This window comes from Nitrospirota bacterium (genome assembly GCA_016214385.1).
Classification (GTDB): Bacteria; Nitrospirota; Thermodesulfovibrionia; order UBA6902; family JACROP01; genus JACROP01.
Map to the genome: position 1 here is coordinate 1 of JACROP010000126.1, position 4711 is coordinate 4711.

A 4711-nucleotide genomic window follows, 5' to 3' on the forward strand; every position below is an offset into this window, starting at 1 on the left:
AGAAATCTTTTTGTGGGATTAAGATTCCTCACTTCGTTCGGAATGACATTTTTCGTTTTTCTTTGTTCTTACTTCACTTATCTTGTAAGTTCGGCTCTTAAAAGTCTGAGCTGACCTTTAATGCTACTGTCATAAATTGTGCTTTCAATCTTTACTATAAAGCCACCGATAAGAGAGGGGTCGATATTAAGCTCCATCTCAACATCCCTCTGCGTAATTGTCTTTAACGCATCTCTGAGCCTCACCGTAGAATTCCCATTAAGAGCCACAGGTGATATTACCAGTGCCTTTACCTTCCTGAGTTTCTCATTATGCATTGTTGTTGCTGCTTTTATTATCTCTTTAATTATGGCTATATGTTCCTGCGCAACAATGCGCATAAGAAATTTTTCTGTATCTGCAGATGCCTTGAGTAGAGGACACAACTCTTTGATTATTAGTTTTCTCTCCTGCTCTGAGAAAATCGGGCTCACAAAGAGAAGTTTGAGTTTCTTGTATGCATCTAAAAGGCCTGAGAAGGCATTCAGCTCTTTGAGGACTTTTGGGGCATCTTTGATACTAACTGTATCTACAAAGACCCTGCCGTATTTCTTAGCAATCCGTGTTTCCTTCAATTCTTACCCTCGAGCTTTCTGAGATATTCTTCAAAAATCCTATCCTGCTCTTTCTTGCCGAGTTTTTCTTTTACACCCTTTTCAGCAAGCTCAATGGACATTTCAATCGCTTCAGACCTTATTGCCTCTTTTGCTTTCTGGAGTTCATACTCTATGTTTGCCTTTGCCTGCTCCAGGATTTTATTTTTCAGGTTTTCACCCTGGGCTGTGAGGGCCTCTTTTTCTGTTTCCCCGGCCTTCCGGGCAGCATCAAGAAGCTCATTTAACACTTTATCCTTATCTTTAAGTCTCCCTTGCACTTCATCGAGGGCCTTCTTTGCGAGTTCCTTTGCCTCCCCGGCTTCCTTCATGGATTTTTCAATGAGCTCCGAGCGCTTTCTCAGAAACTCCTTCACTGGTTTACCGAGGAATTTAACGAGAAGAAAAACAAGGACAGCAAAATTCAAAATCCTCCACAGCCAGTCCTTCCATGGGATCCCCTGCTCCGCTCCTCCTGTTGAAGCAAAAGCAACAGTGGCATCAGCAAGACACAGAGCAAAGAGCACAGAACCCAGACTTAAGATGTAATAAGAAACTGTTTTCCCTATTTCTTGTCTGTGTTCTGTTTTCATACCCCTACCAACTTTCTCACAATCTCCCTGGAAAATGCCTCTACGTCCCTTCTCAGGGTCTTCCTGGCTTTTTCTGTCTCAGCCCTGAGGACTTCCTGAGCCTTTTTATTTATCCCTTGAGCCTCTTTCTCAGCCTTCTCAATAATGTCCTTTTGCATCTCCATGCCCTCTTTCCGGAGGGCATCAATTACAGCTTTTGCCTTATTTCTCGCCTCAGAGAGTTCAATCTCCATCTGACGGAGGGCTTCTTCCTTCTTTTTGTCCATTGCCTTTGCATCATCAAGAAAACCATTTATCCTGTCCTTTCTCTCTTTGAAGAGATTCAGCATGGGTCTGAAAAGGAGATAATTCAAGACAACTAAGAGAACTAAAAAGTTAGCAAGCTGGACAAAAAACCATATTTTATTAAATTCTAACATTTATGCCTCGTGTCCCTTTACGCCGTTAGAATGCCTCGTGCGAAATTCTAACGGGGTTTACGCAGAGAAAACTTTTGCAATTTAACACAATAAAAATCCTTCTGTCAACGGATTGGAGATTGAAATATAATATAATAGTATAACTTAATATAATAAGCTTTTGTGCGGGAGCAGGTTTGCAACTCAGTTACCCCGAAGTGTCGGGGCAACGACTTGAACTCGAAGAGTCGATCGAGTCTTCGACCGGACTATTCAATATTGAGCCTGCCGGAATAACATCGGCTTGACTATTATCAAACTAAGGGTTCAAGAATAGAGATAGGGATATACCTGCTTTGTTGAAAAACTAAGAACTTTTCTGTTAATGTAAATAAATACCTTTCAGGAGGATTGTTTTGAAAGAGGGAATTCATCCAGCATACAAAGAGGCCAAGGTGGTTTGCGCCTGTGGGGAGACCTTTACTACAAGGTCAACAAAACCCGCAATTCATGTGGAACTATGTTCCAGTTGTCACCCCTTCTTCACCGGAAAACAGAAGATAGTTGACGCTGAAGGAAGGGTTGAGAAGTTTAAGAAAAAATACAAGTCAAAGATGACTCGTACCGAGAAGTAGATAACCTGTCCCGCCTTAGCGGGATGAATAGGAAACTCGCTACAGGTGGGTTTCCTATTTTTTATTTAGGGGTTCACAATGAAAAACATAGGTGGACAGGCTGTAATTGAAGGCGTGATGATGAGGGCCTCAAAGGCGTGGACAGTTGCTGTAAGAGGTCCTCAGGGGAATATTTTTGTCAAAAGGGAGGGGCTTATTGAGCTGCCAAAACCTCTGAAGAGTCCTGTGCTAAGGGGTGTTGTTGCACTGGTTCAGGCCATTACCCTCGGGATAAAGGCCCTGTCGTTTTCGGCTGAAAAGTCCATGGGCGAAGAAGAGAAAAAACCGTCTTCCTTTTCAATTGGCCTCATCGTCCTCGTCTCTTTTGCTCTGGCACTCATCCTGTTCTTTCTGCTCCCGCTTTATCTGACAAAGCTCTTAGGCATTGTATACCCCGTTATCAGGGAGAGTTCAATGGCCTTTAATTTCATTGACGGTATTTTAAGGATAACCCTTTTTCTCATATACGTGGTATCCATAACTGCCCTCAAGGACATCAGGCGGGTATTTCAATATCATGGTGCAGAGCACAGAGTCATCAATGCCTATGAATCAGGGGTGGAGCTTACACCTGAGGGGGTTAAAAATTACAGCATCATCCATCCGAGATGCGGCACAAGTTTTTTGCTTATTGTAATGGTCTTAAGTATTTTTCTTTTCTCCTTTATTCCCAAGGAGTGGCCTTTTCTTGAGAAATTTTTATCCAGGGTTGTTCTGATTCCCCTGATCGCCGGCCTTTCTTACGAATTCATAAGATTTTCTTCTAAGAAGATTGATAACCCTCTTATAATGGCCATGGCAAAGCCAGGATTATGGCTTCAGAGGCTTACAACACGGCAGCCTTCTACTGACCAGGTAGAGGTCGCCATTCAGGCCATGAAAGAGGTTCTAAAAATGGAAGAGGTAAATAAATAATGTTAATGGAGAAGCTTAAAACCGTAGAAGATAAATACGAAGAGCTTACAAGGCTTTTAATGGACCCGGCGGTTCTGGCAAATCGCCAGCAGTATCAGAAATGCTCAAAAGAGCAGGCAGAACTGCAAGAGCTTATCAGAAAATTCAGGGAGTATAAGAAGGTCATCTCAGACATGGATGAGGCAGAGAAAATCCTCGAGCAGGAAGGCGAGGATGGCCTGAAAGAGCTTGCAGAGCTGGAGCTTGAAGAGCTGAAGGAGAGAAAGCCGAAGCTCGAGGACGAGCTAAAACTGATGCTCCTGCCAAAAGACCCGAGGGATGAAAAAAATATCATCCTTGAAATAAGGGCAGGTACAGGAGGGGGAGAGGCTGCCCTCTTTGCTGCAAGCCTTTTTAGAATGTACTGCAAATACGCTGAAAAAAAACGCTGGAAAGTAGATATGATTGACTCCAGCCCCACAGGCCTTGGAGGCCTGAAGGAGGTCATTGCTTCTATTCAGGGAAAGGGTGCTTACAGCCGGCTTAAATACGAGAGCGGGGTCCACAGAGTGCAGCGGGTACCTGTGACAGAGGCCTCCGGCAGGATTCACACCTCTGCTGCAACTGTAGCAGTCTTGCCAGAGGCAGAGGATGTTGATATAAAAGTAGATGAAAAAGATTTAAGGATTGACACCTACTGCGCCTCAGGCCCTGGAGGCCAGAGTGTGAATACAACCTACTCAGCAGTCAGGATAGTTCACATACCAACTGGCATGATTGTCCAGTGTCAGGACGAGAGGTCCCAGATTAAAAATAAAGAAAAGGCCATGAAGGTCTTGAGGTCACGACTGCTTGAGGCAGAGCTTGAGCGTCAGGAAAAGGAGAGGGCGCTTGAGAGAAAGACCCAGGTGGGCACAGGCGACAGGAGCGAAAGGATAAGGACATATAACTTTCCGCAGAACAGGGTAACTGATCACAGGATTGGCCTGACCCTGCACAAACTCGAAATGGTTATTGAGGGAGACCTCGATGAGATGATAGAAAGCCTGATTACCTATTACCAGGCTGAGAGGTTGAAAGAACTCTAATTGCATCTACTGAAGGAAAAAAACATATTCGGCAGGCTCAATGCAGAACAACAAAGCACCAGAGCAGCAGGGCTACTGAGCTGCTGCGTTACTGCTCTAAAAAAATTCGGCATTGAGAATGCCGGGAAAGAGGCTGAAATCCTTATAACCCATGGCCTTGGGATTGATAGAGTTAGATTGTACAGGGATAATCCTGAACTTGATGAAATCCAGATAAAGACCATCGAAGCCTTACTCAAGCGAAGGCTCAAACACGAACCCATTCAGTATATTCTGGGATATGTAGAATTCCTGGGACTTAGAATCAGAGTCGGGCATGGGGTCTTAATCCCAAGGCCTGAGACAGAGCTTTTAGTAGAAGAAGCCATAAAGATAGAGACAAGAGACAAGAGACAAGAGACAAGTAAATATAATAACTCGTCACTCGTCACT

At 44.0% G+C, this 4711-nt stretch carries 7 protein-coding genes; 4 read left to right on the plus strand and 3 right to left on the minus strand.

The features are described 5' to 3' along the window. Nucleotides 1–77: 77 nt before the first annotated feature. From atpH to HZC12_08080, 3 genes are read right to left on the minus strand one after another with little or no spacing between them, the layout of a single operon-like run. Entirely contained in the window at nucleotides 78–614 is a 537-nt protein-coding gene (atpH, locus tag HZC12_08070; GenBank protein ID MBI5026659.1) for an ATP synthase F1 subunit delta, read from the minus strand. Then, nucleotides 611–1225 (minus strand): F0F1 ATP synthase subunit B, encoded by a 615-nt coding sequence (atpF, locus tag HZC12_08075; protein ID MBI5026660.1) that lies wholly within the window; start codon nucleotides 1223–1225, stop codon nucleotides 611–613. Before atpF ends, atpH begins: the two co-directional genes overlap by 4 nt. Beyond that, nucleotides 1222–1644, minus strand: a complete 423-nt coding sequence (locus HZC12_08080; protein MBI5026661.1) for a hypothetical protein — start codon at nucleotides 1642–1644, stop codon at nucleotides 1222–1224. Before HZC12_08080 ends, atpF begins: the two co-directional genes overlap by 4 nt. Nucleotides 1645–2039: 395 nt before the next feature. Between HZC12_08080 and rpmE the strand changes: the two genes are divergently transcribed. From rpmE to HZC12_08100, 4 genes are all read left to right on the plus strand, one after another. After that, nucleotides 2040–2258: a 50S ribosomal protein L31 gene (gene rpmE / locus HZC12_08085; GenBank protein MBI5026662.1), complete on the plus strand. Its 219-nt coding sequence runs from the start codon at nucleotides 2040–2042 to the stop codon at nucleotides 2256–2258. 78 nt (nucleotides 2259–2336) lie between these two features. Further along, nucleotides 2337–3212 (plus strand): DUF1385 domain-containing protein, encoded by an 876-nt coding sequence (locus HZC12_08090; GenBank protein MBI5026663.1) that lies wholly within the window; start codon nucleotides 2337–2339, stop codon nucleotides 3210–3212. Continuing rightward, on the plus strand, nucleotides 3212–4279 hold the full coding sequence (prfA, locus tag HZC12_08095) for a peptide chain release factor 1 (protein ID MBI5026664.1): 1068 nt from the start codon (nucleotides 3212–3214) through the stop codon (nucleotides 4277–4279). Before HZC12_08090 ends, prfA begins: the two co-directional genes overlap by 1 nt. Further along, on the plus strand, nucleotides 4280–4711 hold a 432-nt coding region (locus HZC12_08100; protein ID MBI5026665.1), incomplete at its 3' end, for a hypothetical protein. It abuts the gene before it with no gap.